At 35.9% G+C, this 26329-nt stretch carries 22 protein-coding genes and 1 tRNA gene; 9 read left to right on the plus strand and 14 right to left on the minus strand.

Annotation, left to right across the window (positions count from 1 at the left end; genetic code table 11):
* Window positions 1-22: 22 nt before the first annotated feature.
* The 3 genes from ACY2RS_RS05505 to ACY2RS_RS05515 all read right to left on the minus strand — a co-directional run bounded on the left by ACY2RS_RS05505 (window position 23) and on the right by ACY2RS_RS05515 (window position 2393).
* Window positions 23-940 (minus strand): cation diffusion facilitator family transporter, encoded by a 918-nt coding sequence (locus ACY2RS_RS05505; RefSeq protein WP_490097620.1) that lies wholly within the window; start codon window positions 938-940, stop codon window positions 23-25.
* 133 nt (window positions 941-1073) lie between these two features.
* A complete protein-coding gene (gene rpiB, locus ACY2RS_RS05510) occupies window positions 1074-1505 on the minus strand; it encodes a ribose 5-phosphate isomerase B (protein ID WP_490097621.1) in 432 nt (143 codons plus the stop codon).
* A 648-nt stretch (window positions 1506-2153) separates the two neighbouring features.
* Window positions 2154-2393, minus strand: a complete 240-nt coding sequence (locus tag ACY2RS_RS05515) for a putative signal transducing protein (RefSeq protein WP_490097622.1) — start codon at window positions 2391-2393, stop codon at window positions 2154-2156.
* Window positions 2394-2688: 295 nt separating this feature from the next.
* On the opposite strand from ACY2RS_RS05515, the gene ACY2RS_RS05520 reads away from it, so the two are divergent.
* A complete protein-coding gene (locus tag ACY2RS_RS05520) occupies window positions 2689-4920 on the plus strand; it encodes a ribonuclease R family protein (protein ID WP_490097623.1) in 2232 nt (743 codons plus the stop codon).
* Window positions 4921-4981: 61 nt separating this feature from the next.
* Entirely contained in the window at window positions 4982-5656 is a 675-nt protein-coding gene (locus ACY2RS_RS05525; protein ID WP_490097624.1) for a head GIN domain-containing protein, read from the plus strand.
* A gap of 83 nt (window positions 5657-5739) precedes the next feature.
* Here the strand turns inward: ACY2RS_RS05525 and ACY2RS_RS05530 are convergent, their stop codons facing one another.
* Window positions 5740-6189 (minus strand): YHS domain-containing (seleno)protein, encoded by a 450-nt coding sequence (locus ACY2RS_RS05530; RefSeq protein WP_490097625.1) that lies wholly within the window; start codon window positions 6187-6189, stop codon window positions 5740-5742.
* Between the two features lie 123 nt (window positions 6190-6312).
* On the opposite strand from ACY2RS_RS05530, the gene ACY2RS_RS05535 reads away from it, so the two are divergent.
* Entirely contained in the window at window positions 6313-7002 is a 690-nt protein-coding gene (locus tag ACY2RS_RS05535) for a LysE family translocator (RefSeq protein ID WP_490097626.1), read from the plus strand.
* 35 nt (window positions 7003-7037) lie between these two features.
* Here ACY2RS_RS05535 and ACY2RS_RS05540 read toward each other — a convergent pair whose 3' ends face one another.
* The 4 genes from ACY2RS_RS05540 to folB all read right to left on the minus strand — a co-directional run bounded on the left by ACY2RS_RS05540 (window position 7038) and on the right by folB (window position 9265).
* On the minus strand, window positions 7038-8039 hold the full coding sequence (locus ACY2RS_RS05540; RefSeq protein ID WP_490097627.1) for a response regulator transcription factor: 1002 nt from the start codon (window positions 8037-8039) through the stop codon (window positions 7038-7040).
* 4 nt (window positions 8040-8043) lie between these two features.
* On the minus strand, window positions 8044-8481 hold the full coding sequence (locus tag ACY2RS_RS05545; protein ID WP_490097628.1) for a hypothetical protein: 438 nt from the start codon (window positions 8479-8481) through the stop codon (window positions 8044-8046).
* Window positions 8482-8733: 252 nt separating this feature from the next.
* Window positions 8734-8804: transfer RNA gene (locus ACY2RS_RS05550), tRNA-Cys, on the minus strand.
* A 107-nt stretch (window positions 8805-8911) separates the two neighbouring features.
* A complete protein-coding gene (gene folB / locus ACY2RS_RS05555) occupies window positions 8912-9265 on the minus strand; it encodes a dihydroneopterin aldolase (RefSeq protein WP_490097629.1) in 354 nt (117 codons plus the stop codon).
* Between the two features lie 351 nt (window positions 9266-9616).
* Here folB and ACY2RS_RS05560 point away from each other — a divergent pair, with 351 nt between their 5' ends.
* The gene (locus tag ACY2RS_RS05560; RefSeq protein WP_490097630.1) at window positions 9617-11296 is read left to right on the plus strand and encodes a glutamine--tRNA ligase/YqeY domain fusion protein; all 1680 of its coding nucleotides are present in this window, start codon (window positions 9617-9619) and stop codon (window positions 11294-11296) included.
* Between the two features lie 7 nt (window positions 11297-11303).
* Here the strand turns inward: ACY2RS_RS05560 and ACY2RS_RS05565 are convergent, their stop codons facing one another.
* The 3 genes from ACY2RS_RS05565 to ACY2RS_RS05575 all read right to left on the minus strand — a co-directional run bounded on the left by ACY2RS_RS05565 (window position 11304) and on the right by ACY2RS_RS05575 (window position 14720).
* Window positions 11304-12029 (minus strand): hypothetical protein, encoded by a 726-nt coding sequence (locus ACY2RS_RS05565; protein ID WP_490097631.1) that lies wholly within the window; start codon window positions 12027-12029, stop codon window positions 11304-11306.
* A complete protein-coding gene (locus ACY2RS_RS05570) occupies window positions 12016-13545 on the minus strand; it encodes a sulfatase-like hydrolase/transferase (protein ID WP_490097632.1) in 1530 nt (509 codons plus the stop codon). The genes ACY2RS_RS05565 and ACY2RS_RS05570 overlap by 14 nt, the downstream gene beginning before the upstream one ends.
* 176 nt (window positions 13546-13721) lie before the next feature.
* On the minus strand, window positions 13722-14720 hold the full coding sequence (locus ACY2RS_RS05575) for an SPFH domain-containing protein (protein WP_490097633.1): 999 nt from the start codon (window positions 14718-14720) through the stop codon (window positions 13722-13724).
* Window positions 14721-14794: 74 nt separating this feature from the next.
* On the opposite strand from ACY2RS_RS05575, the gene ACY2RS_RS05580 reads away from it, so the two are divergent.
* Window positions 14795-15475 carry a hypothetical protein gene (locus tag ACY2RS_RS05580; protein ID WP_490097634.1) on the plus strand — a complete coding sequence of 227 codons (681 nt, stop codon included), beginning with the start codon at window positions 14795-14797 and terminating at the stop codon, window positions 15473-15475.
* 7 nt (window positions 15476-15482) lie between these two features.
* Here the strand turns inward: ACY2RS_RS05580 and gltX are convergent, their stop codons facing one another.
* The gene (gltX, locus tag ACY2RS_RS05585; RefSeq protein ID WP_490097635.1) at window positions 15483-16994 is read right to left on the minus strand and encodes a glutamate--tRNA ligase; all 1512 of its coding nucleotides are present in this window, start codon (window positions 16992-16994) and stop codon (window positions 15483-15485) included.
* A 143-nt stretch (window positions 16995-17137) separates the two neighbouring features.
* Window positions 17138-18238, minus strand: coding sequence for an alkane 1-monooxygenase (locus ACY2RS_RS05590; RefSeq protein WP_490097636.1), 1101 nt, complete (start codon window positions 18236-18238; stop codon window positions 17138-17140).
* Window positions 18239-18253: 15 nt separating this feature from the next.
* Between ACY2RS_RS05590 and ACY2RS_RS05595 the strand changes: the two genes are divergently transcribed.
* The 4 genes from ACY2RS_RS05595 to ACY2RS_RS05610 all read left to right on the plus strand — a co-directional run bounded on the left by ACY2RS_RS05595 (window position 18254) and on the right by ACY2RS_RS05610 (window position 24974).
* Window positions 18254-21679 (plus strand): hypothetical protein, encoded by a 3426-nt coding sequence (locus tag ACY2RS_RS05595; protein ID WP_490097637.1) that lies wholly within the window; start codon window positions 18254-18256, stop codon window positions 21677-21679.
* A complete protein-coding gene (gene ybeY, locus ACY2RS_RS05600; protein WP_490097638.1) occupies window positions 21672-22088 on the plus strand; it encodes an rRNA maturation RNase YbeY in 417 nt (138 codons plus the stop codon). The genes ACY2RS_RS05595 and ybeY overlap by 8 nt, the downstream gene beginning before the upstream one ends.
* A 122-nt stretch (window positions 22089-22210) precedes the next feature.
* Window positions 22211-24082 carry a tRNA uridine-5-carboxymethylaminomethyl(34) synthesis enzyme MnmG gene (gene mnmG / locus ACY2RS_RS05605; RefSeq protein WP_490097639.1) on the plus strand — a complete coding sequence of 624 codons (1872 nt, stop codon included), beginning with the start codon at window positions 22211-22213 and terminating at the stop codon, window positions 24080-24082.
* Window positions 24083-24131: 49 nt separating this feature from the next.
* Entirely contained in the window at window positions 24132-24974 is an 843-nt protein-coding gene (locus ACY2RS_RS05610; protein ID WP_490097640.1) for a class I SAM-dependent methyltransferase, read from the plus strand.
* Window positions 24975-25127: 153 nt separating this feature from the next.
* Here ACY2RS_RS05610 and ACY2RS_RS05615 read toward each other — a convergent pair whose 3' ends face one another.
* Complete coding sequence (locus ACY2RS_RS05615; RefSeq protein ID WP_490097641.1) at window positions 25128-26276, minus strand: DNA polymerase III subunit; 1149 nt, start codon at window positions 26274-26276, stop codon at window positions 25128-25130.
* Window positions 26277-26329 lie beyond the last annotated feature (53 nt).

Raw genomic sequence — 26329 nt, forward strand, 5'->3', positions numbered from 1 at the left:
AACTGCCACTGAACACTGCATACTAATCCTGCACGATAATATCCTTCGGGTCGTCTTTGTTGTATTCGGGTTGCAAGGTGACGTGGTTTATTTCAAATTCATCATACAATAGTTGTTCTATAGTGTCTATAATGCTGTCAAATTCTGAAATTTTAATATCCTCCTCAAAAGCAATGTGTCCTTCCAAGTGCGTCTCATTTTCATTGAGCTGCCACACGTGCATGTGGTGTACATTTTTTACTCCCTTTAATCCTGAAATAGCATCGCTTATTTTTTGAAGGTTTAAATGGTCTGGGGTAAATAGCATTAAAACATGAAACGAAGATTTCAGTAGAGAAAAACCCATCACTAATAAGTAGATAGAAATAAGTACCGTTAAAACGCTGTCTACCCAAAACCAACCAAAATACTTCATAAGCAATCCACCCACCAATACCGCCACACTAGCCGACATGTCTGTAAACAAATGCAAATAGGCAGAGCGCATGTTCATGTTTTCTTTGGAGTCTTTGTGTAATAATAACACACTAAATCCATTGGCAACAATCCCTAAAAGTGCCAACCAAATAACCAAGCTGCTTTCAATAGATTGCGGATTCAAAAAACGTAATACGGCTTCATAGACCAAATACACCGCGACTAAAATTAACGAAAGTGCATTGACAAAGGCGGCAAGAATCTCGGCCCTTTTGTAGCCGAAGGTGCGTTGTAGCGACGCCTCTTTTTTGGCATATAAATCGGCAATATAACTTACAATAAGTGATAAAACGTCACTAAAATTATGCAAAGCATCACTCAACAATGACAAACTTCCCGAAAGCAATCCGCCAATCACCTGTGCTACCGTGATGATAATATTGAGGACAATAGACAACAACAACTTGCACCCTTTTAGATTCGGGTGCTCGTGAATGTGGTTATGTGTGTGATCTTGAGACATGTATTAATTTAAAATTTGATACTGTCTGTTCGAGCGCTCCCTAAGCTTCGGGAGAGAACTACAATTTTGGTATATAAAAAATAGGTTTCGACTGCGCTCAACCAGACATCTTTCATGAGTTTTTATATACTACTTAACAGGTTTTAATCTTATCAACCCTTCCTTGATGGCGTCCACCTTCAAATTCGGTATCTAAAAAGGTGTTCACCATTTTTAAGGCTTGCGGAATGGCAGTAAAACGAGCCGGAATACATAAAATATTAGCATCGTTATGCAAACGAATGAGCTCCACAATTTCATTGGTCCAACATAAGCCTGCTCTTACATTAGGATATTTATTTGCCGTCATCGCAACTCCATTGGCAGATCCGCAAATTAAAATACCTTTGTCAACGGTACCCTCATTAACAGCATTCGCAACAGGGTTTGCAAAGTCTGGATAATCGACGCTATCTAAAGAATCTGTGCCATGATTTTCTACGCTAATTCCGCGTTCTTCAAGGAGTTTTACAATAGCAAATTTGTAATCCGGTCCGGCGTGATCGTTTCCTATGGCAATTTTCATGGTGTTTTTTTTATGGTTATACAAATATACTAGTATGTTATTTCTTCTTTTAATAAATAGAGATTGTGTTATTAACCATCTTTTAGAAATGTGAATAACGTTGACAACTTGTTAATAGCTGTTGATAGAAAAATAACAGAAAAAGTTGTGTAGTACTTTCAAAAAATTCATATCCATTTTTAATTGAGTATTCCAAAATATAAGTGGGTTAGTTTTAGGTTAGTTTTCAAGTAGGAATTTGTGTTTACCAACAAGAAAATAAAAATTAGTTTTCAAAAATAAGCTGTCAACAAGGCTTATTCACAATTGTTAATGTAACTACATAAATCGTTATGATTCAGGAAGAATATATACTAATAAACTGTTGATAAACCCAGCACAAATTTCAATAAGTAATAAAATAGATACTTCCTACAAAAAGTTATACCTGTTATGAACACCCTATTATATACATCATTTTTATTTTTATTTTTTAAAAAGAAAAAGTATACTATTAATAGTTGTTGAAAAGTCTGATAACTTAAAAAAATAGAAAAATTAGGTATAGGAAAAAGGTATATTATCACTAATATTTCCGAAGAAGAAAGAAATACTACACTCCCATCTCAGCGGAAGAAGTACCGAAGTTTCGGGAGGGGATGAGGGATATTATACCACCTTTAAATGACTATCATCTTCTAAAGAATTAATAATAGCTGTGGCTTTATCAATATCTTCTGTATGTACTTTTAAACGAATACCTCCAAAAGCATTGCTGTGAAATGGTAAGACACTAATCATGGTTTCATTTTGAAACACATAGCGCAATCCAGCCTGTTCAAACAAATGTTGTAAGACCGTATATTCGCTCGGAAAGGTGAAAATTGCAATGGTTTTAAAATCCTCCATAGAATCTTTTTAAGGTTTTTTAGTTGATTACCCTTTAGGGATAGGGAAAATCAAAAAAAATTACTGTAATTAATACTAAAGATACAAATCATTTTAGTTGATAACACAAAGAAAATATGGAATTAAAATTAAAAGTGTAGCTTTGCAATAGTCTTAATAGATTGATTTAAAAAGAATTCATCTTATTTAAATCTTCTTCACATGAATTTTTGTTCGTTCCGAACCCAATAAATCAATACATTTAAGAAATATAAATTAATACGTTTCTCATACAAAATGAGAACAAGAACACTAAATGAAAAAAAAGAAAAGAAGGAAATCTTCTAATAAAATTGAAAATCTTACCCAAAGCATTCTTGCTATCCTCAGAAAAGACCATAGCAAACCCCATAATTACAAACAAATAGCTGCAAAATTAGGTGTCGATGACCCTAGCAGTCGCAATCAAATTATCAAAAAATTAAAAGAACTTCAAGTAAAGCAAACCATTCAAGAAATTGATCGAGGGAAGTATATTATTACCCCTTCTCAAAATTATTACACTGGGCGTGTAGATATGGCTGGACGTGGTCAAGGCTACATTATTGTAGAAGACTTAGAAGATGATATTTATGTAAAAAGCAAAAATCTTAACAAAGCCTTACATGGCGATACAGTTGAAGTATATGTTTTTAAACGCAGAAGAGGTGGTAAAACCGAAGGGGAAATCACCAGAATTATTGAACGTAAAAAAACCGAATTTGTAGGGACTATAGACATCCAAGATCGTTTTGCTTTTGTAGAAGTAACCGATCACAAAATGACTACCGATATATTTGTTCCTAAAGGAAAAATTAACGGCGCCCAACAAGGAGAAATGGTATTAGTATCGCTAGACGATTGGCCAGAAAAAGCCGATTCTCCTTTTGGATCTGTCATTAAAAGATTAGGGCAACCTGGAGAACATCATACCGAAATTCACGCCATTCTAGCGCAATACGGATTGCCTTATGAGTTCCCAGAAGCGGTAGAAGCTTATGCAAACCAATTAGATACTTCTATTCAAGAAAGTGAGATTAAAAAACGCCGCGATATGCGTGCAGATCTTACGTTTACGATAGATCCAAAAGATGCCAAAGATTTTGATGATGCTTTATCGTTTACCATCTTAGAAAATGGAAACTACGAAATAGGAATCCACATTGCAGATGTATCACACTATCTCAAAGAAGGAACCGTATTAGACGACGAAGCTTATGAGCGTGCAACTTCTGTGTATTTGGTAGATAGAGTGGTACCTATGCTTCCTGAAATTTTAAGTAACGGCGCCTGTTCTTTACGTCCGCATGAAGAGAAATATACTTTTTCTGCAGTCTTTGAAATGGATGCAAATGCCAAAGTACTACATCAATGGTTTGGTAGAACAGTGACCTATAGTGATGCGCGTTTTGCTTATGAAGAAGCCCAAGAGATTATAGAATCTAATCCTAATGTCCGTTCGAGCGCAGTCGAGAACTCAATTAATTGTAGCATTCCTGCTGAAATTTCCTTAACCGGAACAGCATATCAAGTGGATCAACCTATTGCAGAAGCCATTCTTGAAATGGATAGGCTCGCAAAAATCTTACGAAAAGATAGAATGAAACAAGGGGCGATTTCATTTGATAAGGTAGAAGTTCGTTTTAAATTAGATGAAACCAATAATCCAGAAGGGGTCTATTTTAAAGAAAGTAAAGACGCCAATAAATTGATTGAAGAGTTTATGTTGCTTGCCAACAGAAGTGTGGCAACCTATATTGGGAAACAAAACCCTAAAAAGACCTTTGTGTATCGTGTACACGACGAACCAGATGATGAAAAAATTGCTGCTTTAGAAAACATTATCAAGCAATTTGGATACAAGCTTGATACAAGAGATAAGCAAACCACTGCGCAGTCTATGAACAAATTACTGAAAGATGTGCATGGAAAAAAAGAGCAAAACATGATCGATACCATTGCCATTCGTACCATGAGTAAGGCGGTGTATACTACCAATAATATTGGGCATTATGGACTGGCATTCGATTATTACTCGCACTTTACGTCTCCTATTCGTAGGTATCCAGATGTGATGGTACATCGTTTATTGCAACATTATCTTGATGGCAATGGATCTGCAAAAGAAGAAACTTTTGAAGAGAAATGTCAGCACAGTAGTGAACGTGAAAACCTTGCTGCAAGTGCAGAGCGTGATAGTATCAAGTACATGCAAATTAAATTCATGAAAGATCATGAAGATGAAGATTTCTTAGGAGTGATTAGTGGAGTTACCGAATGGGGAATCTATGTAGAAATCATCTCTAACAAATGCGAAGGTATGGTGCGTATCCAAGACATGCGCGATGATCACTATGAGTTTATAAAAGAAGACTATGCTGTGGTTGGTAGAAAAACAAACAACACTTTTACCTTAGGTGATGAGGTGTATGTAAAAGTAAAAAATGCCGATTTAGTGAGAAAGCATTTAGATTTTACCATGTTAGGTAGTAAAGCAGACATGGAATAATTTTTGTTTCTGAAATATTAACATTCAATATATTTGCTTTTTACATTTAAAATTAGCGCTTATGAAATCCCTACACACCCTTTTATGTATTGTTTTTACATCTATTCTTTTTGCTCAAAGTAGTATTACAAAGGATATTTCAGCATTTAATGAAATTAAAGTATTCGATCTTATTGAAGCAGAGTTGATCCCATCAGATAAGAACCAAGTGGTTATTTCTGGTTTTAATATTGAGGATGTGAAAATTGTTGAAGATGAAGATATGTTGCGCATTCGAATGAATACCGATACACGATTTAATGGCAATGACACCGAAGTAAAAGTGTATTATACCCAGGTTGCAATTATTGATGCAAATGAGGGTTCTTTTATTTCAAGTAGTAGTCCGATTGAACAAGAAAACATCACCATTAAAACCCAAGAAGGTGGTAAAGTAAACCTTGTATTAGCAACTAAATCTGCTACCTTTAAAGCGGTAACAGGTGGAGTTATAACCGTTTCAGGAACATCTGATTTTCAAGAGATTTTAATTAACTCTGGCGGCGAATTTAACGGAGAAGCGCTTCAAACCCAAGAAACAAAAGTAAAAGTGACAGCTGGAGGATCTGCAGATGTATATGCATCCCAAAAAATAGACGCTAGAGTACGTGCAGGAGGATATATTTACATTTATGGAGATCCTAAAGATGTCACTAAAAAGAAATTTGCAGGCGGAAAGATTGTGTTTAAGGATTAATGCTTCGACAAGCTCAGCATGACAATCCTATTTATACGTCATCCTGTCCCGAAGCTTCGGGAGTCGAAGGGCTATGGAGTTATCTAGTTTTTACCCTTTACAGATTCCCACTCAATATCAGCTTGTTTTTTTAATGCCTCTGCTCCTTCTTCTTGCCATTTCTCTAAAGTATTAACACCCCAAGAATTATAGAATAAGTAAAGTTTTCCATCTCTAATTTCAAAGGTTTCAGGGTCTACTCCTACTTTTTTTCCTTTTTGAGCTACGGCATACGCACAATATCCTCCGTATTGAGGTATGTATTTCTCTGGAGTTGCTAGAAAAGCATCTAAGTTAGCCTGATTTGCAAACTTGTATTTTACATTGTCGTGTGTAGTACTAAATTTTTTATCACCCTCAAGAGCTTCGTTGTTGAAATAGGCTACCACATCATAGCCTTCGGCAACAAATCCTTTTTTTAAGTTATAATCAAATTGCTGAGCTCCAGCAGTGAGTGTAAAGAATGCAATTAAAATAAAAAGTAGTTTTTTCATGATATTTTGATTTATAAACTTAGTACGATATAAAGATAAAACATTACAAAGGTAGTGATAACAAAAAATAGACCACTTCTTTTATAGGGTACTCATTAAAACCTTTTGTAACTTTACAGTTCTATGTTTGATGGTCTAGCATATGCGGCACTTTACGGTTTTATTCTTGCTTTTGCAGTAGGACCAGTTTTTTTTACCCTTATTGAAACGAGTATTACCAAAGGTTTTAAGGCTGGGGTATTCTTTGATTTAGGGGCTATGGTTGCCGATATTGTCTTTATCATTATTGCCTATTTTAGTACCACAAAAATATTAGAACGCGTAAAAGATGATCCAGGGCTCCTTATTTTTGGAGGCGCTATTTTGATAGCCTACGGTATTATCTCTTATATCCGTACCATTAAAAACTTCATTAAAATTGTACGAGAGCATTATGCAGTAAACGTTAAAAAGAACCTAGGAGGCTTATTTTTAAAAGGATTCTTACTCAATTTTGTGAATTTTGGTGTTCTTTCTGGTTGGGTATTAACTATTGTTGCTGCAAATGCCTTAACTAGCTCAGAAAATGGCGTATTTCTATTTTTAGCCACTGTTCTAGGGGTTTTCTTTTCTATTGATTTATTAAAAATTGCTGCAGCTAAAAAACTAAAAAGCAAAATGACCCCTCGTTTTATTTTTAAAACAAAAAAATGGGTGAGTATCTTAATTGTACTTTTTGGTGTTTTTATGTTGTTAGAAGGTGTGTTCCCTTCCCAAGTTAAGAAAGGATTAGACAGAATTCCTGGGCAGAACAATACAGAGAAAGTGCAATAAAATCACTATGGCATTTTATTCTTCGAACAAACAGGTTATTTTAAATTCATTATTTCCTTTCTTGATTTCACGTTTAGTTTGGTTAAAATGCTACTTACATGAGATTTAACCGTACTTATTCCAATATTGAATTCTTCTGAAATTTCCTTGTTCGTAGCTCCTTCTTTTAATAAGCTTAGTACTTTTCTTTCTTGTACGGTAAGTTTCTCAATTCGGTTCTTTTTAAATATGTTGAATGTTCCAATTAGGTATCCAATAATTGTTAAAATAATTCCCGAAAGTAGAATAAAAAGCCAATTGTAATTAGACACTTTTAAGGGTAACTTCTTCCTAAAATCTTTACTATAATTATCATCTAGATGAGACCATTTTTTTAAGTACGTCTTGTAAAAACTTTCGTTTGAAAGGTAGTTGGATTCATAATTATTTTTATGAAGTGCATACAATGAAACCAACGCATTTGAAGATGAATCAGCAATTTGAAATAATGTTTCGGTTAGTCTCTCTTCTATAAATTTTCTTTTTGAACGACCACTTACAGCAGCAATACTATCTTTTTGAAACACCAAATTAGTGATTTTTTGAAACTCAAAATTTTCATTCCGAGTTTCAAAAATCACATTTTTAAAAGGGGGAGTTAATGATGTACCTTTGAATGTTATGTTAGAATCTCTACTTGCAATAAAGACTAGGTAGTTTTCATTTAACCCACCAATAATTAATGAGTTTTTAGAATCTTCCTTTTTTGAAATATGCAAACGATATAGTCTTTGCTCATTAGGCAAGAAGTCTAAATCAAATTCAAAATAACCAAGACTATCTATTTTTGCTTCTGCGATAATCATTTCGCTAGACATGGAATAGATATCATTAAACGTTGGAATATATGATAAATAAATATCTGTAGACCATGATGTATCTATTTGTATTTCGCCTTTTAATGTACCCTTTCCAGAGCCTTGTCCATATACCGTAATGGTATGTAAACAAAGTAAAACGAATAGCTTCCAGAGTAGTATAGATGGATTTTGCTTCATTTGTTTATAACCAAGATACTGTGTTAATTGTGATGATACCTTTAGCATTTATTGGTATAATTTTCACTTTCCAATCGCCACTTTCTGGTTCTAATACATCTTTGTTTATTGTTCCATTTGCATGTTCAGATATGTTACCTTTAAGTTGAGTGCCAACAGAAAAAGTACCTTGTTTTTTTTCATTCGCATCGTAAATCTCTACTGTTACCTTTCCTGAAGATACAGAACTGTCAATCTTTAGTTTAAACTGTTTGGTGTTTTCGGCAATAGGAATGATAATCTCTTCACTTTCTTTACAATCTTCAAGCTGAATATTTCTTTGAAATTTAAACTCTGTAGTTTGTTTACTTTCAATTTTATTGTTTTGTGCTTGAGTAAATGTTGTTACAGATACCAATAAAGTAACTACTACTAAAAGGATTCGATTTGTTTGATTTTTCATAATTTTTAAATTTAATGATTATTATTTTGATACAAACCTAGTACGATACCTAGCATTAAAAGAATATTGATGGATTGAAAAAGGGATGATGAAAGGATGAAAAAAGGGTTTTATGCCTTTTTCATCCTTTTCTAGAACGATAGTACGTTTAAAAGTGTATTCTAATTAGGATGTTACATACTTCGGAAATATTAGTAACCCATTAATATTTCCGAATAAAAAAACCTCCAGTAAAATACTGAAGGTTTCTAGAGGCATCTAGCGGATTCGAACCGCTGTACAAGGTTTTGCAGACCTCTGCCTAGCCACTCGGCCAAGATGCCATCATTCCTGCGAAGGCAGGAATCTATTTCTGTAGTAGGAATAATTTAATACAGAACGCAAATATATAAGATTCGAGTTGAAGTCTACAACTAAAAACCAAAATTATCTATGCCGAAGTCATTGTCACACTCACCGCTTCTACATCTCCACCAATAGGAGGATTTAGTTTTGAGATGGTTACGGTAACATAGGTTACTTCGGTATGGGTTGCTAAAATGCGTTCAATAATTCTGTAGCCAACATTTTCTAGCAATTTTGCACGAATGGCCATTTCTTCTTTTACAATGGCGTTTAAACTTACATAATCAACTGTATCTTCTAATGCATCGGTTTGTGCAGCATGTAATAAATTAGCATCAACACGAAGGTTTACTAGGTAATCACTTCCTATTTTTTCTTCTTCGGTCAAACAACCATGGTTGGCAAAAACGCGAATATTTTTTACATGTATAGAACTCATAATAGCTACTTTTTGTAAAGATAAACCGAAGTGCTTAGATGATGTAATAGATTTTGTTTTTTTAAACCTTTTTCTTCAGTATAATAACCATTTCACGTTAAGAATTTTTGAAGCCTTGGAGGAAATTTAGTGAAATGTTTGTGGTTTTTCGATGTAAGAGAAAAAATACCTCAGAAAAAGTGTCTTTTCTTTTGGTTCGTTTTCTTTGGACAAGCAAAGAAAATGAACAGACGTTGTTTAAAACCAGTCAGTTATATGGTTAGTTGATTTTTTGTAATTACTTTACAATCTATTTTTAGGTCGAGCATTGGTTACTTACCTTTGTGCTTTGTTTAAACCAACGCGTATCGCATGTCTGAAGAAAAAGAATCCCTCAATTTTATTGAGCATATCATAGAAGATGATTTAAAAACAACCCACAAGAAAGAGGATTTGTATTTTAGATTTCCGCCAGAACCTAATGGCTATTTACACATTGGGCACGCCTCTTCTATTTGTTTAAATTTTGGATTGGGGCTGAAATATAACGCACCCGTAAACTTGCGTTTTGATGATACCAACCCAGCCAAAGAAGAACAGCGCTTTGTTGATGCTATAAAAAAAGATGTTTCATGGTTAGGTTTTGAATGGGCGAAAGAATGCTACGCCAGTGATTATTTTCAGCAATTATACGATTGGGCGATTCAATTAATTAAAGATGGAAAAGCTTATGTAGATTCTCAGTCTAGTGAAGACATTGCGACACAGAAAGGAACTCCAACAACACCAGGTGTTCCGGGACCCTATAGAGATCGCTCAGTTGAAGAAAATCTTGCGCTTTTTGAACAAATGAAAACAGGAGAAGCGCCTGAAGGAGCGCACGTATTACGTGCAAAAATTGATCTAGAATCAACAAACATGCTCATGCGTGATCCTATTATCTATAGAACATTGCACAAACACCATCATAGAACAGGAACCGATTGGAAAATCTTCCCGATGTACGATTGGACCCACGGTGAAAGTGATTATATAGAACAAATTTCACACTCTTTTTGTACCCTAGAGTTCTTACCACACCGAGAGCTATACGATTGGTTTTTAGATCAAGTCGTAGACCCTAAAAAATTACGCCCAAAACAACGTGAGTTTGCGCGTAGAAATTTAAGTCATACGGTGGTGAGTAAACGTAAACTGGCTAGATTGGTAGAAGATGGTGTGGTACAAAGCTGGGATGATCCAAGAATGCCAACTATCTCAGGATTGAGAAGAAGAGGATATACAGCAGCATCTATCAGAAACTTCGCCGATGGTATTGGCGTTGGAAAGCGCGACAACTTAATCGACGTGTCAAGACTAGAATTTAGTATTCGTGAAGACCTCAATAAAAAGGCCAATCGTGTGATGGCTGTGTTAGATCCTGTAAAGGTGATAATTACCAACTATCCTGAAGGTGAAACAGAGTGGCTAGAGGCAGAAAACAATCCAGAAGACCCAGATGCGGGTTCTAGACAAGTTCCGTTCTCTAGAGAGCTTTATATTGAGCGAGAAGATTTTAGAGAAGAAGCCAATAAAAAGTTCTTCCGTCTGAAACTAGGGAAAGAAGTACGTCTTAAAAATGCCTACATTATCAAAGCAGAAAGCTGTGAGAAAGATGCCGATGGAAACATCACCGAGATTCATTGTACCTATGATCCGAAAAGTAAAAGTGGAAGCGGGACAGAGGAGAGCTTACGAAAAGTAAAAGGAACCCTGCACTGGGTGGCTATAAAAGAAGCCATACCAGTTGAGGTACGTTTATACGATCGATTGTTTACCGATGCTTCACCAGATACCCACAAAGACAAGGACTTTATGGAATTTGTAAACCCAGATTCTCTAAAGGTTATTACTGGCTATGCAGAACCTAGTTTAAAAGAACTTCAAATAGAAGATACGGTACAGTTTCAGCGTCTAGGCTATTTTACGGTAGATCCAGATACCACGATAGATAACTTGGTGTTTAACCGTACTGCAACCTTGCGTGATTCTTGGGCTAAAATTGCAGAGTAGCGAGGTATTAATCCTTAAATTTCACTAATAAAATAGCAACAGTAGGGTCTTTTAAAATTTCCGAAGCTCGAAATCCGTGTGCTCTAATACCATCTATCATCCACAGGTATTTGGTTGTATCTGGAAAATGAGTTTTCATGAAATCATAGTCCTTATAAGAGGAAGATATTGCAATCGTTGGTTGCTCTATTAACACATTTTGTATGTTTTTAATATGTGATGCTTCTTTTGTAACTGTTTTTTCTTCGGAAATGGTATAGGGTAGGTAATAGCTCGCTAGAAAACCATCCTTTGTAAATAGCGGAAGCCCTTCAGGATAGCGACTTTCTACAATAATTTGATGCGCTTGTATCGATGTGTTTTTTAAGGCAATGTTTACGAGCGCTAAAATTTCCGAAGCATTTTGAGCATTCAAATTTTTAATATCCAACCAAATACCAAAAGCCGTGTTTTTTGGTAACTGCTTTGCGTATTCACGAAAAGAAAGACCCGATAAGGATGCGGGAGGATGACTTATATCCAACACACCTTGTATGCTGTCATATACCAAATCAAGTTCGATACCGTCAAAGTGCTTGCTTGCTTTTTGAAGTCTTTCTATGGAGTTAATTTTATGCGCCCAAATCTTGTCGTACTTCCCCCAAAACTCAATTCGATATGGGTTTTGTTTGTAGACAAAAGCAGTGATGATACAGACTACTATGACACCTATAAGATGTTTACTCTTTATCATAGTCTTTGTTTTTCTTTACAATACGAGGACGTTGAACGTACAAGGAATCTAGAATACTCCTACTTCTATCTATATCTTGAGATTCAATGTTCGCAAATGACGCAAAGGTGTGTATAAAATCTTCAAGGTTGTAACGTCTATTCGTATAAGTAGAAAATAGGTTTGAGCTACTGTTTTCTTGTTTGTATTTTTTGGAAAGCCAGAGTATAAAAGGCACTTCGTACATAGGTTTGGTGCCATGATATTCGTTATGGGTTGCTTGATCTAAAACATCATAGACATCATCTCCATGATCTGAAAAATAGCACACCAAACTGTTTTCGTTCACGTTTTTAACATGCTGTATGATGGAGGCTACAATACTGTCGTTATACCGCACAGCATTGTCATATTCGTTGGTTCTTAGTATGGCTAATTCGTGGGTGAAAGGCCTATTCAATGGAGCATCTTTAAAATAATTGAAAGCGGGCGGATACCTTTTAGGGTAGTCTATATGAGTTCCAATAAGGTGAATAAAAATCATCTTTTTTTCTTCAGGCTCTTGCAGTACTTTTTCTAAAACAGGAAGCACTTTTTCGTCATAATTTATTTCATTATAATCGTTTGATGTGGTGTAATATCTTTTGTGCGCAGCTCCTCCTATTAAGGTTGGAATACTTTCATGAAATCCCACAGGCCTTTGGTTAGAAATCCAATAGCTCGTAAAACCAGCTTTATTTGCTAGTTGTACAATGGAGGCGTTTTCTTTTTTATTGGGAGTTTTATGTGTGGAGAAACTCAATATTTTGTCTAAAGATAAAATGGTGTGCACATTGGGGGCAATCACACTGTCAAAAACTAGTAGATCTTCTTTTATTTGGGACAACATTGGATTAGTGGGTCTAGGATATCCATACAACTCAAGATGTCTTCTACTAGTAGATTCTCCAATAATGACCACATAGGTTTGCGGTCCTTCTTTAGCACTTATATCTTCAAAAAAATGAGTTTCTTGCTGTGCTAATTGTCCTTTTAAAACAGCTTTGGTTTCCTCGTATTCTTCATAAGCCTGCACACTCATTAATGGAATATTTTCATCAATAAATTTCCATTGTATTAAAAAAAGTGCACAGATAATACCTAAGATTGTAATTATATTAAATGTTTTTGAGATAGGCGTAACTACCATTTTGTTACGATACCTGTAGACTAAAAAGAAGGAACATAGTAACAATAGCAATATTCCAATAAGAGTAGGGCTTGTGTAATGTGAAATGTATTCTGAAACTTCTTCTGTATTCGTTTCAAAAATAACGTAAAGTGAAGAGGCATTTAATTGTGCGTCGTATTGATTGTAAAATCCGAGTTTTACAAAACAGAGCAGCGAAAGAATACCATAACTAAGGAGCAGAAACCCTTTTCTTGGGGTATTTGCTTTGATGAGGCTTAGCAGCCCCATAAACACAAAAGTTAACAAGCCAAAGGCAATTACTTCTTTTAGATACAGTTTTAGGTAGGGGATATTCCAATATCCCAAAATAAAAAGTATTATAAAGGGAATTAGCAAAAATGCAGTTGCTTGCAAAAATGTTTTTACAGGTTTCAATAGCATGCTAAAAAGCGTTTATAAGCACAAAATCTATCATAAAACAAACCTAACCAAAAAACCCGAAACAAATACGTTTCGGGTTTCTTTAGTGATCATGTTATTAATTAAAACTGCACCTCGTCATCATCAAATCCAGATGCTGGTGGAGGTTTTGGCCTCGATTTTTTCTTGGCTCCAATGCCTTTCGCTGCATTGGTCTTTTTCATTTCTTCACCAATTTGATTACTCGCTACAAAACTTGCAATCATATCATTGAGCATGTTGCTTCCTGCCTGAGGTGAGTTAGGCAATAAAATTAAGTTGGTATTGGTTTCTTCACCGATAGATTGTAGTGTGTCGTAATGTTGTGTTACCACAATCAATGCAGATGCTTCTTGAGAGTTTATCCCCACATTGTTTAATACATCTACAGATTCTTCTAGACCACGCGCAATTTCACGTCTTTGGTCTGCAATACCTTGTCCTTGTAAGCGCTTACTTTCTGCTTCTGCGCGTGCCTTCGCAACAATTTTGATACGCTCTGCTTCTGCTTCGTATTCTGCTGCTACTTTTTCACGTTCTGCCGCGTTAATTCGGTTCATGGCAGCTTTTACTTGTACATCTGGATCGATGTCAGTAACTAAGGTTTTAATGATGTCGTACCCATAATTAATCATGGCCTCATTAAGTTCTGTTTTTACAGCAATAGCAATATCATCTTTACGTTCAAAAACATCATCCAATTTCATTTTTGGAACTTCAGCACGTACCACATCAAATACATAAGAAGTAATTTGATCATGCGGATTCTCTAACTTATAAAAAGCATCATATACTTTCTCTTTTATCACTTGAAATTGTACCGAAATTTTAAGACGCACAAATACATCATCTTTTGTTTTGGTTTCTACCATAACATCTAGCTGCTGCACTTTTAAATTAATACGTCCAGCAATTCTATCAACTACAGGAATTTTAAAATGAAGACCAGAACTCCGAACAGCTTGATACTTACCAAACCGTTCTATAATGGCAGATGTTTGTTGTTTTACGATGAAAATCGACGCCAACAAAATGAAGAAACCAATTATTAAAAAAGGAATTAATAAAACAAATCCACCCATACGATACTATTTTAAAGATTAAAGAGTTGAATATACAAAAATAAAGCTACTTTAGCCCGCTAAATTAAAAGCATATGATGCCTCTTAAACAAATCTTCTTTGTTACACTATTTTTAATCACAGCAACACTATTTGCACAACGTAGCGCCTACGGAACAGGAAACTATAATCGTTTAGGAATTCAAGGAGGTTATTCTTTGTTTGACATCAACACATCAGACCTAATCACAGAGGCTAGAGGTAGTTTCACTGCTGGTTTTACCACAAGAGGCTCGTTTAGAAATAACTTCGATTTAATCTATGGAATTAATTTTGTAAGCAACAAAGTAGCGATTAAAATCACAGATCCTTCAGGAACTCAAAATACACCAAACATAGATTTTGTAAACTTTAGCATTATTGGCGCTCAGGTAAAATTTTTAGCGAGTTATAATATTGTTAAACATCATTTCTCCATAGAAGCAGGACCTATATTAAACATCAATGGAAAGATGAAACTAGATAACGATAGTTTTGAAAATGCTATTATAGATGGATACACTACGATTACAGCAAATGATCTACAAAATATTAGCATTATCAATGGAGCTGCGCAAATAGGAGTTACAGCTGGTTTAGAAAGCTTTAGATTGAATATAAACTACCAATATGGTTTTACCAATATTCTAGGAGGTTTAAATGACGAAAATTTAGAAAACCAAGATTTTAAAGGAAATACCAGCAATATTACCATCGCTGGTATTGTTTATTTTTAAGAAGGATTTATTTCATAAACGCAATTGCGTTTTCAATCCTTGCAATGGTTTCTTTTTGACCCAATACCGCAGCAATTTCAAATACATCTGGACCTTGCATGGCTCCCACCAAAGCAAGACGCAAGGGCATCATTACTTTTCCAAAGCCCATTTCTTGTGATGTAATCCATCCTTTTACCGCTTCGGAAATGTTAGCGGCCTCAAACGTGGTTTGTTGGTGTAAAATTTCAGAAACACTGCTAAGAATACTTGGCGTATCTTCTTTGAAGGCTTTTTTCGTTGCTTTTTCATCATAACCTCTAGGTTGTACAAAAAAGAAAGCGCTCTGCTCCCATAAATCCTCTGTAAACACTGCACGCTGTTTTACTAAAGAAATTATTTTTGTCAGGTTGAGCGCAGTTGAAACCTTCTTTTCCTGAAGCAATTTTTTAAATTCATCCACTAAAACAACGGCGTCCAACTCCTGAAAATACTGTTGTTGGAACCATTTTGTTTTGTCTGGATCAAACTTAGCGCCCGCTTTATTTACTCTATCTAAATCAAAGGCGGCAACTAAATCCTCTAAGCTAAATAATTCTTGTTCTGTACCCGGATTCCAACCTAAAAAGGCTAGCATGTTTACAACGGCTTCTGGTAAGTATCCATCTTCTCTATAGCCAGAAAAAAGGTCGCCATCTGCGGTTTTCCATTGCAATGGAAATACAGGAAAGCCCATTTTATCGCCATCACGTTTGCTTAGTTTTCCTTTACCAACTGGTTTCATAATGAGCGGTAAGTGTGCAAATTGTGGCGCTTCCCAGCCTAAACTTCTATACAATAAAACGTGTAGTGCCAAAGAAGGCAACCATTCTTCTCCTCTAATAACATGCGTAATACCCATTAAATGGTCGTCTACAATATTAGCAAGGTGATAGGTGGGCATGCCATCGCTTTTAAATAACACCTTGTCATCTAATACATTCGTGTCAACTTGCATGGTGCCTCTAATGATGTCTTCTAGCACTAAAGTTTCATCTTGAGGTGTTTTAAAACGAATGACAAAAGCTTCTCCGGCATCTATTTTTGCTTTTGTTTCAGCTTCTGAGAGGGCTAATGAATTGTCTAATTTTAATCTATTATGCCAATTGTAAATAAAGGTTTTCCCTTTGGCTTCGTGATCTTTTCTATGGGTATCTAAAGACGCTGTGCTGTCAAAAGCATAATAAGCGTGGCCGTTTTGTATAAGTTGATCTGCATACTCTTTATACATTGCTTTGCGCTCGCTTTGTCTATAGGGACCAACATTACCCGGTTTTGCTGGGCTCTCATCAAAAGGAATTCCTAACCATTCCATGGCTTCTACAATATACGCTTCTGCACCTGGCACATAACGTGTTTGGTCTGTATCTTCGATACGTAATACAAAGTCACCACCGTGTTTTTTTGCAAACAAGTAATTAAATAAAGCAGTTCTTACACCACCAATGTGAAGGGGTCCAGTTGGACTAGGAGCGAAACGTACACGTACTTTTTGAGCCATATTCATTTCCTGCGCAGGCAGGAATCTTTTTAATTAGAAATCTTATTTTGAGCTGCAAAAATACTATTTAAACGAAAGACATCATTTAAATTTTTATCCTTTTTAAACAACCCCTTTTCGCTTTTTTCTAATCGCTAACAATGCTAGGGTCGCATGGTAACAGGAATTAATTTATTCATGGTTGTAAACCAGAGCGGCGGAAGTAAGGCCAATACCATAGAGGTGGTATACCCAAAAGGCATTTGCGGACTCACATCATGATACTCTAACAGCTGGTACTTTTTGTGAGCTTTGTAGTGATGGTCGCTGTGTCTGGTTAATTCATAAAGTAAAATTCTGCCTAGCACATGGTTCGAATTCCAAGAATGGATTTCGGTTACACGCTCATACCGCCCTGATGCTGTTTTGTTTCTTTTTAACCCATAATGCTCGATATAATTAATGGTCTCGAGCAAAATAATACCCGTTAGCCCAATACAAACCGCTAGTAAGGTGGCCAATCCTCCAAATAAAACATACACAGCAAGAAGGTAGCTTATTTGAAAAACGGTGTACCAAAGCATATCGTTTTTGACACTCAAAAAAGACATCGAAGCTCTTTTTAATAAATCCTTTTGGATGCGCCATGCCTTGGTATATTGTCTTGTAATAGAAGTAAACCAAAAAGAGTATACATTTTGGTTGTATTTAGCAGTAGCAGGATCTTCGGGAGTAGCCGCATGTAAATGATGACCAAAATTATGCTCTATAAAAAAGTGCATGTACAGTGCTGGGAGTAACAATAGTTTTCCCAATGTTTTTTCGAATTGTAATTTTCTATGTCCTAACTCATGGGCTACATTAATACCGTTTGAGCCTACTACAATCCCCACAGAAATAGTGAGTCCAATCAGTTCCATCGTGCTGTAGCTTTCAAACCCAAGGCTCCATAAAAAATAACCAACCAAACCATAGACAATAGGAAGGTTGAGGTATAGTAACACATTAAAAAACTTGTTTTTGTTTTTACTAAGTACTTCTTCTTCGCTTAAATTTTGAGTAGCAACAGGCATCAAGGTCTCTAAAAAAGGGACGATTATAAAAGCAAAAACAGGCGTCAAGAACACCCAATAAGCTTGAAACCATAGCCCTATTAAGGCAGTAAGCGGGGTAGTGTAAGCAAAGACATATTTTAAATCTTTCATAAATTCTGAAATTTCCTGTGTTTGGTGTATTTTTTGCTGTAATTTTAAATGTTTTCTCATTATTCAGAAAAACATATGAGTTCATTTAATCTTATCCAGCAAAAGCTGGAACAATTTATAAAAAAATACTATACCAACGAGTTAATTAAAGGAACCATTTTGTTCTTTGCTATTGGCTTGTTGTATTTCCTATTAACCTTGTTAGTTGAGTATTTTTTGTGGCTCAGCCCAATAGGACGTACCATCTTATTTTGGGCCTTTGTCGCTGTTGAGCTAGGGTTATTTGTCCGGTTTATTGCCTTTCCTTTACTCAAATTATTCAGCCTTCAAAAAGGAATCAGTAATGAAGAAGCTGCCCAAATTATTGGAAACCACTTCCCGCAAGTAAACGACAAGCTCTTAAATGTCATTCAGTTAAACCAAAATCAACGAGAATCAGAATTATTAGCCGCCAGCATCGATCAGAAAGCAAGTGAAATGCAACCGGTAGTATTTAAGAAGGCTGTAAACTTTCAGAAAAATGTAAAATACTTAAAATATGCAGCCATTCCATTGGTGATTTTTGGCTTGGTAAGTTTATTAGGAGAGGAAGATACTTTTAGCAGCAGTTATGAACGTGTAGTAAATTACGATACTGCCTATGAACCTCCAGCACCCTTTAGTTTTTATGTGATAAACGATGGACTCACTGCTGTCGAAAATAAACCTTTTACAGTGCACGTGCGCACAGAAGGAGAAGCCGTTCCTGAGAATGCGAGTATTGTGTACCAAGATCAGACGTATTTCTTACAACAAACCGCTCCTGGCATATTTGAATATACTTTTTTACAACCCAATGCACCTATAGACTTTACATTAAAAGCCAATGATGTAACTTCTAAAAAATACACACTAGATGTTTTAAAAACACCGTCTTTGTTGGGCTTTGAGTTGTTTTTAAACTATCCTGGGTATACTGGCAGAAAAGACGAAACCTTAAAAAGCACAGGAAATGCAACTGTTCCAGAAGGGACACAAGTGCAATGGCGTGTGAATACAAAGAACACAAGTGCTGTGAGCTTAAAAACCAAAGACACGGTCTATAATTTTTCAGCAAAAAAGCAAGAATATACGTTTAATAAAGGGATCTATTCTAAACTAGATTATGCCATTACCACTTCTAATGAAAACTTGCAAGACTACGAGAACCTCTCGTTTACTTTGGGAGTGATTAAAGATGAATATCCAGAAATTTCGGTGCAGTCTAAGCAAGATAGCTTGGACAGTCAGTTAACGTATTTCCTTGGACAGGCGAGTGATGATTACGGACTTTCAAAACTACAATTGGTATACTATCCCGACGGTCAAGAGGCTGCGAAGCGTGCTGAAATTTTAAATATCAATAAAAGCAATGTTGCACAATTTGTATACACGTTCCCAGGAGATATAGAACTTACCGAAGGCGTTGCTTACGAATACTATTTTGAAGTATTTGATAATGACGCTGTAAACAACTACAAATCATCAAAGTCTGGCCTCTATACGTTCAGGAAACTTACCCAAGACGAATTAGAAAATGAACAACTTCAAAACCAAGAAAATGCCATAAAAGGGATGGACAAAGCTTTGGAAGAAATGAAGAAGCAGGATAAGCGGCTAGAGGAGTTGGAGAAGATCCAGAAAGAAAAAGAAGAACTTAATTGGAATGACAAGAAAAAGCTGGAAGATGTACTAAAGCGTCAAAAGCAGCAAGAGCAAATGATGCAGAAATTTTCAAAAGAACTACAAGAAAACCTAGAAAATTTCCAACCAGAAAATGAAGAAAAAGATCCTTTTAAAGAGCAATTGGAAAAGCGCTTAGAAGACAATCAAGAAAAGCTTAAGGAGAATGAGAAGCTTTTAGAAGAACTTGAAAAACTGCAAGATAAAATTAGCAAAGAAGAGCTCACTGAAAAAATAGAACAGGTTTCTAAGCAAAACAAAAACCAAGAAAAAAATCTAGAACAATTAGTTGAGTTGACCAAGCGCTATTACGTAAATAAGAAAAGTGAAAAGCTAGCAGAAGAATTGTTTAAGCTTGGAGAAGAACAAGAAAAACTTGCCGACAAACCAGACGACCAAAACACCAAAGAGGAGCAAGAAAAAATTAACGAGAAGTTTGAGCAGTACAAAAAAGAGCAAGAAGAGCTTCAAAAAGAAAACCAAGAACTTAAAGACCCTATGGAAATGCCTCAAGATAAAGTTGGGGAGAAGGTGGTCGATAAAGAACAGCAAGAAGCTACCGATAAATTAGACAAGCAAAATAAAGCAGGTGCCAAAAAGAACCAAAAAAAGGCGGGTCAGAAAATGAAAGAAATGGGCAAGCAAATGCAAATGGCAATGGCTGGCGGACAACAACAACAAATTGATGAAGATGTTGCAATGCTTCGTCAAATTCTAGATAATTTGGTCGTGTTTTCTTTCCGACAAGAAGATTTAATGGAAGATTTTAAAAAGACAGAATATGGCAACCCTGTTTTTGGAAAACGATTAAATACACAAAACGATTTAAAGCAAAACTTTCAACACATCGATGATAGTTTGTTTGCTTTGTCTTTGCGCCAACCTTCTATTAGTGAAAAAATTAATGAGTCTATCACAGAGGTACAATACAACATAGATAAGTCTATGGAACGCCTTGCCGACAACCAATTGCGCCAAGGAATTAGTAGTCAGCAATACACGGTGACGGGCACCAACGAACTCGCCAATATGCTTGCCAACATGCTAACTAGCATGCAACAACAACAGCAAATGGGGCAAGGAAGTGGAAGCGGTAATCAAGGTATACCGCAGCCTGGTCAAGGACAAGGACAGGGTCAAGGGTTTCAGTTGCCAGACATTATTGAGAAGCAAAAAAGCCTAGGTGAGAAAATGGAAGAGGGCATGGGCAAAGAAGGTGAAAAAGGAAAAGAAGGAGACCAGGGTAAAGAAGGCCAAGGTGAGGGTCAAGGTGAGGGTCAAGGTGAAGGAGAAGGATCTGGTGGTGAAAATGGTGAAGGTGAGGGTGATGGTAAAAGCGGTAAAGAAGGAAAAGATGGTGAAGGGAAAGGCGTACAAGAAAGCGAGAACAATGATGGCGAACTTTTCGAAATTTACAAACAACAACAACAATTACGTCAACAACTAGAAGATAAATTAAGTAAAGAAGGACTCGACGGTCAAGGAGGTAAATTGCTAAAAGATATGGAAGGTATCGAGCAGCAATTATTAGACAAAGGATTTAATCAACGCACCCTAGAAAAGATGCTTAATTTGCAATACGAGTTATTGAAATTGGAAGAGGCAGATTTTAAACAAGGACAAGATAGCAAGAGAGAATCTATTACCAACAGGAAAAAATACAATAACACCTTACGCATGTCTCCAGAGGATATTAAAAGATATTTTAATACTACTGAAATTTTAAATCGTGAAGCACTTCCTTTGCGTCAAGAATACAAAGAGAAAGTCCAATCGTATTTTAAGAAAACCAATGATTGAGTTTTATTCAGAAACTAATTTTACTTTAGAAAAAGAAACCGAAATTCGCACTTGGATTTCTGAAATAATCACAAAAGAAAATTGCGAAGAAGGAGAGCTCACCTATGTGTTTTGTGACGACAACTATTTGCATAAACTCAATGTTCAGTTTTTAGATCACGATACGCTAACAGACATTATTAGTTTTGATAATTCGATGGGCAAACAAATTCATGGGGAAATTTATATTTCCGTAGAACGTGTTGCCGAAAATGCCACTACTTATGAAGTTTCATTTCAAGAAGAATTACACCGCGTAATGATTCATGGTGTCTTACATTTTTGTGGATACAAAGACAAGACTGAGGTAGAGCAAGAAATGATGACACTAAAAGAAAATGAGTCTTTAGCAAGAAGATCTTTTGCCTAGAGTGTTGAAAATCAACAAATTACATCTTTAACTGTTTGATTATAAGATAATTAACTATCTTTGCAGCCGCTTTAGAGGCATTGAATTGTTCCACGTGGAACAATCACCTAAATTCAAGGAAAATGTTTGAAAAAGAATACGATGTTATTGTAGTAGGAGGAGGTCATGCTGGATCTGAAGCAGCTGCGGCAGCCGCTAATATGGGTTCCAAAACGCTACTCATTACCATGAACCTACAGAACATTGGACAGATGTCCTGCAACCCTGCTATGGGCGGAATTGCAAAAGGACAAATAGTTAGAGAGATTGATGCGCTTGGAGGGTATAGCGGAATTGTAAGTGATAATACCGCTATACAATTTAAAATGCTCAACAAATCTAAGGGACCTGCAATGTGGAGTCCGAGAGTGCAGAGCGACAGAATGCGTTTTGCTGAAGCGTGGCGATTGATGTTAGAAGGAACCAAAAACTTAGATTTTTATCAAGAAATGGTCTCCGGAATTATTGTAGAAGGAGAGAAGATAGTAGGAGTAAAAACCTCTTTAGGTATAGAAGTTCGTGGTAAATCTGTGGTGCTTACTAATGGTACTTTTTTAAATGGGTTAATCCATATTGGAGAGAAACAATTTGGAGGAGGTCGCGCAGGAGAAAGAGCCGCTCATGGAATTACAAAAGAGCTAGTTGAGTTAGGTTTTGAATCTGGTAGAATGAAAACAGGTACACCTCCTAGAGTGGATGGAAGATCTTTAGATTTTTCTAAAATGATCGTCCAGCCTGGTGATGCAAGTCCCGAGAAATTCTCCTATTTAAAAAGCACAAAACCATTAACACAACAACGCGATTGTCACATGAGCCATACCAGTTTGGAGGTACATGATTTGTTGCGTGAAGGCTTTGATCGTTCGCCAATGTTTAATGGATCTATACAAAGTATTGGGCCACGTTATTGTCCGTCGATCGAAGATAAGATCAATCGTTTTGCAGATAAGAATAGTCACCAGTTGTTTGTTGAGCCTGAGGGTTGGGATACGGTAGAATATTATATCAATGGGTTCTCTACGTCACTTCCAGAAGATGTTCAATTCAAAGCATTGCGCCAAGTAAAAGGTTTTGAAAACGTAAAGTTTTTTAGACCTGGGTATGCCATCGAATATGATTACTTTCCGCCTACACAATTAAAACACACCCTAGAAACTAAGATTGTTGATGGCTTGTTTTTTGCCGGACAAATTAATGGAACAACCGGATATGAGGAGGCTGCTTCACAGGGATTAATGGCAGGAATTAATGCGCATTTAAAAGTGCAAGAACAAGACCCATTTATTATCAAAAGAAACGAAGCATATATTGGAGTTTTAATAGACGACTTAATTACAAAAGGTACTGAAGAACCCTACAGAATGTTTACATCACGTGCAGAATATAGAACCTTATTGCGTCAAGACAATGCAGATTTTAGGCTCACACCAATGTCTCATAAAATTGGTTTGGCCAAAGATGAGCGTTTAAAATTGATGGAAGAAAAGAAAGAAAAGAGTGATGCCTTTATACACTTCTTTAAAGAAACAAGTGTTACACCAGAAGTGATAAATCCAATTTTAGCAGCTAAAAAATCGGCTGTTGTGAAACAAAGTGATAAACTTTTTAAACCATTTTCTAGGCCCAATATTACCATGGAAGATATGCAAGAAATTGATTTTGTGGCTGACTATATTGATGCAAACAATCTAGATCATGAGGTGTTACAGCAAACCGAAATCCAGGTAAAATATGCAGGATATATTGCTAAGGAAAAGAACAACGCCGATAAGTTAAATAGACTAGAAGGAATTAAGATCCCTGAAGGATTTGATTATTCTAAACTAAAATCCTTATCGTATGAGGCTAGAGAAAAACTAACTGCTATAAAACCCGTAACGGTTTCGCAAGCATCTCGTATTAGTGGAGTGTCTCCAAACGATATTTCTGTCATGCTTGTTTATATGGGGCGTTAGGTCGCTGTTTCACGTGGAACATACTTTTTAACTTGCTAAACTACTTTCTTTGAGCACCGCCAACAACATATACATAAAAACGAAAGACCATTTTAAATCTGGAGAAGCCTTTACGTTGGTGATGGATTCTTCACGTGATTTTTTAATCACCACACCACAACCTTCATTAGATTCTTTGGCAAGTTATTACGAAAGCGAAGACTATATTTCTCACTCTGATAAGAAAAACGGGCTGGTGCCTTTTTTATATAATTCTGTAAAAAAATGGTCTTTAAAAAGCAAGATAAATCTTGTTACTAAACTTTCAGAAAAGAAAGGAAGCCTACTCGATATTGGAGCTGGAACAGGAGCTTTTTGTGAAATTGCAAAAGCCAACGGTTGGGAGATTTTTGGTGTAGAACCAAACGAAAAAGCAAGAGCATTTGCCAAGCAAAAAAGCATCCACCTTCTAGAAAGTATAAATGATTTTAAAGGACAACAATTTGATGTCATTACTCTTTGGCATGTGCTAGAACATCTTCCAGATTTAGAACAAACTATTTCAAAAATTGAAGTGCTTTTAAAACCAAATGGAACGTTAGTAATTGCGGTTCCAAATTATAAATCGTATGACGCAACCCACTATAAACAATTTTGGGCCGCCTATGATGTGCCAAGACACCTTTGGCATTTTTCACAAAAAAGCATGCAGTTGTTGTTTTCAAAAAAGCTACACTTAGTTAAAACCAAACCCATGATTTTTGATTCCTTTTATGTGAGCCTACTTTCTGAAAAATATAAAACAGGAAATACCTTTTCTATCAAAGCACTTTTTATTGGATTTTGGTCAAATGTAAAAGCAATTCGCTCGAAAGAGTATTCTTCTCTTATCTATTGCTTCAAAAACAGCTAATTTCTATTTTAGAACAACTCTCTTTTGTGGTTTCTGCCGAGACACGTGTTTGGGTGAGAGATTTTTAAAAAGCGCTTAAAACGCTTTATTTAAGGTCGGTTTTGATAGATAAATCAAATCAACTAAAATTTCAGCTATAGAAAAACCTTATTATTAAGACTTGGCGTGAATAAGGCGGGTGAGCTTTATGGAGAGATCTGTAAAAATAATTTTAGCATTTCCATTTCGCTCAATATGATACGAAGCATCTTCAATCGTTTCAGAAATTTCAAAAATATTATTTTGATGAATAAACGGAGCAAACTTTTCTATTGAGAATTGTGTATTGGGTGCATCAAAAAATAATAATGCATCTGCTTTGTAATTTTTAAGCAAAGCTTGTCGAAAGGTTTCTTGACAATATCCCAAAAACTTTTTCTGCGTTTCTCTTCCTTCTTTTGCTATTTCTTCACTCCAAGAAATAAGTTCGTTAATAGCGGTCTTGTTTCCTTTGGCTCTAAAAGCAGTTCGAACCCAAGAAACAAACCATTTTTCAAACACAGCATCGTCCTCACCTTCGTTTAGTAAAGTTAAAGCTTTACGGTAATCTCCATTTGCTAAACTACTGATTTTCAACGCTTTGTTTTTTTCAACACCCTTATTATCAACCAATTGCATAGCAATCACATCTTCTGGAAGTAGGGGAAATTGTAGTTTTTGACACCTAGAACGTATCGTACCTAAAATGTGTTCTTCCTTTTCGGTAAGTAATAAAAGGACCGTGCTCTTTGGAGGCTCTTCTATAAGTTTTAATATTTTATTGGCGCAGGCAGTATTCATTCTGTCGGCCATCCAAACAATCATAATTTTGTGACCGCCTTCATAGGCTTTTAAAGACAAGCTTTTAAGCATTTCTTTGGCCTCATCTACATTAATATTCCCTTGTTTTTTCTCAATACCTAAATGCGTTAACCAATCATATAAAGAACCATAAGAATTCTCTGCAACAAAGCTCCTCCAATCATCTAAAAATAACGTAGAAACGGGATGTTTTTTTATCCTGTCGTTGGTATTCACCGGGAAAACAAAATGTAAATCTGGATGTGCAAGGCTTGCAACTTTTCGCAGACAGTTTTCGAATGCTGGGCTATCTTTTTCGTGATTGCTAGCTAGAATGGCTTGGGCATAGGCAAGGGCCATTGGCAATACACCGCTTCCTGTATTTCCAACAAAAAGTTGCGCATGCGGAATCCTTCCATTTTCAATGCTTTTTAGCAAATGACTCTTAAGATGGCTTTGGCCTAGTATGTTCGAAAAAAGCATCTGCAAATGTAGCCAAATATTGTAAATTCTAGTCCTTGAAAAATGCTAGGTAT

Source organism: Patiriisocius sp. 208BN25-11, assembly GCF_058147145.1.

Excerpts from the sequence above, each read along its gene's own strand:
- ACY2RS_RS05505 (WP_490097620.1), bottom strand. The coding sequence starts at position 940 with ATGTCTCAAGATCACACACATAACCACATTCACGAGCACCCGAATCTA.
- rpiB (WP_490097621.1), bottom strand. The coding sequence starts at position 1,505 with ATGAAAATTGCCATAGGAAACGATCACGCCGGACCGGATTACAAATTT.
- ACY2RS_RS05515 (WP_490097622.1), bottom strand. The coding sequence starts at position 2,393 with ATGGAGGATTTTAAAACCATTGCAATTTTCACCTTTCCGAGCGAATAT.
- ACY2RS_RS05520 (WP_490097623.1), top strand. The coding sequence starts at position 2,689 with ATGAAAAAAAAGAAAAGAAGGAAATCTTCTAATAAAATTGAAAATCTT.
- ACY2RS_RS05525 (WP_490097624.1), top strand. The coding sequence starts at position 4,982 with ATGAAATCCCTACACACCCTTTTATGTATTGTTTTTACATCTATTCTT.
- ACY2RS_RS05530 (WP_490097625.1), bottom strand. The coding sequence starts at position 6,189 with ATGAAAAAACTACTTTTTATTTTAATTGCATTCTTTACACTCACTGCT.
- ACY2RS_RS05535 (WP_490097626.1), top strand. The coding sequence starts at position 6,313 with ATGTTTGATGGTCTAGCATATGCGGCACTTTACGGTTTTATTCTTGCT.
- ACY2RS_RS05540 (WP_490097627.1), bottom strand. The coding sequence starts at position 8,039 with ATGAAGCAAAATCCATCTATACTACTCTGGAAGCTATTCGTTTTACTT.
- ACY2RS_RS05545 (WP_490097628.1), bottom strand. The coding sequence starts at position 8,481 with ATGAAAAATCAAACAAATCGAATCCTTTTAGTAGTAGTTACTTTATTG.
- folB (WP_490097629.1), bottom strand. The coding sequence starts at position 9,265 with ATGAGTTCTATACATGTAAAAAATATTCGCGTTTTTGCCAACCATGGT.
- ACY2RS_RS05560 (WP_490097630.1), top strand. The coding sequence starts at position 9,617 with ATGTCTGAAGAAAAAGAATCCCTCAATTTTATTGAGCATATCATAGAA.
- ACY2RS_RS05565 (WP_490097631.1), bottom strand. The coding sequence starts at position 12,029 with ATGATAAAGAGTAAACATCTTATAGGTGTCATAGTAGTCTGTATCATC.
- ACY2RS_RS05575 (WP_490097633.1), bottom strand. The coding sequence starts at position 14,720 with ATGGGTGGATTTGTTTTATTAATTCCTTTTTTAATAATTGGTTTCTTC.
- ACY2RS_RS05580 (WP_490097634.1), top strand. The coding sequence starts at position 14,795 with ATGATGCCTCTTAAACAAATCTTCTTTGTTACACTATTTTTAATCACA.
- gltX (WP_490097635.1), bottom strand. The coding sequence starts at position 16,994 with ATGGCTCAAAAAGTACGTGTACGTTTCGCTCCTAGTCCAACTGGACCC.
- ACY2RS_RS05590 (WP_490097636.1), bottom strand. The coding sequence starts at position 18,238 with ATGAGAAAACATTTAAAATTACAGCAAAAAATACACCAAACACAGGAA.
- ACY2RS_RS05595 (WP_490097637.1), top strand. The coding sequence starts at position 18,254 with ATGAGTTCATTTAATCTTATCCAGCAAAAGCTGGAACAATTTATAAAA.
- ybeY (WP_490097638.1), top strand. The coding sequence starts at position 21,672 with ATGATTGAGTTTTATTCAGAAACTAATTTTACTTTAGAAAAAGAAACC.
- mnmG (WP_490097639.1), top strand. The coding sequence starts at position 22,211 with ATGTTTGAAAAAGAATACGATGTTATTGTAGTAGGAGGAGGTCATGCT.
- ACY2RS_RS05615 (WP_490097641.1), bottom strand. The coding sequence starts at position 26,276 with ATGCTTTTTTCGAACATACTAGGCCAAAGCCATCTTAAGAGTCATTTG.